Annotated in this window: 1 protein-coding gene; it reads left to right on the forward strand. The window is 65.9% G+C overall.

What is annotated here, in order from left to right; all coding sequences use genetic code 11:
- Nucleotides 1-1,250, forward strand: a 1,250-nt coding sequence (locus ACWDR0_RS34940; protein WP_456355854.1) for an acyl-CoA carboxylase subunit beta, incomplete at both ends; no start/stop codon positions are given.

The following is a 1,250-nucleotide window of genomic DNA, read 5'->3' on the forward strand; positions in this document are numbered from 1 at the left end:
AAGAAGCCGCACACCGACGGTGTCGTCACCGGCTGGGGCACGGTCGAGGGGCGGACGGTCTTCGTCTACGCCCATGACTTCCGGATCTTCGGCGGTGCGCTGGGCGAGGCCCACGCCACCAAGATCCACAAGATTATGGACATGGCGATTTCCTCGGGTGCTCCGCTGGTGTCGCTGAACGACGGCGCGGGGGCGCGTATTCAGGAGGGTGTTTCGGCGCTCGCGGGATACGGGGGTATTTTCCAGCGCAATACCCGGGCGAGCGGTGTCATCCCGCAGATATCGGTGATGCTGGGCCCGTGTGCGGGTGGTGCCGCCTATTCGCCCGCGCTGACGGATTTCGTCTTCATGGTCCGTGAGACCTCGCAGATGTTCATCACCGGGCCCGATGTGGTGAAGGCGGTGACCGGCGAGGAGATCACTCAGAACGGTCTGGGCGGCGCCGACGTGCACGCGGAGACCTCGGGTGTCGCGCACTTCGCGTACGACGACGAGGAGACGTGCATCGCCGAGGTGCGCTACCTGCTGTCGATGCTGCCGCAGAACAACCGCGAGAACCCGCCCGCGGTGGTGGCGTCCGATCCGCCCGGCCGGCGCTCCGACCTGCTGCTGGACCTGGTGCCCGTGGACGGGAACCGCCCGTACGACATGCACAAGGTCATCGAGGAGATCGTCGACGACGGCGACTTCCTGGAGGTCCACGAGCGCTGGGCCCGCAATATCGTCTGCGCCCTCGCCCGGATCGACGGCCAGGTCGTCGGCATCGTCGCCAACCAGCCGCAGACCCTCGCCGGGGTCCTGGACATCGAGGCGTCGGAGAAAGCTGCGCGCTTCGTTCAGATGTGCGACGCTTTCAATATTCCCCTGGTGACGCTGCTGGACGTCCCCGGCTTTCTCCCGGGCGTCGACCAGGAGCACGGCGGGATCATCCGGCACGGCGCGAAACTGCTCTATTCCTATTGCAACGCGACCGTGCCGCGGATCTCGCTGATTCTGCGCAAGGCCTACGGCGGTGCTTATATTGTGATGGATTCGCAGTCGATCGGAGCGGATCTGACGTACGCCTGGCCGACGAACGAGATCGCCGTGATGGGCGCCGAGGGCGCGGCCAATGTGATCTTCCGGCGGCAGATCGCCGGTGCCGAGGACCCCGAGGCCATGCGCACCCGCATGGTCAAGGAGTACAAGTCCGAGCTGATGCACCCGTACTACGCGGCCGAACGCGGCCTCGTCGACGATGTCATCGACCC

The organism is Streptomyces sp. NPDC003691 (assembly GCF_053981115.1).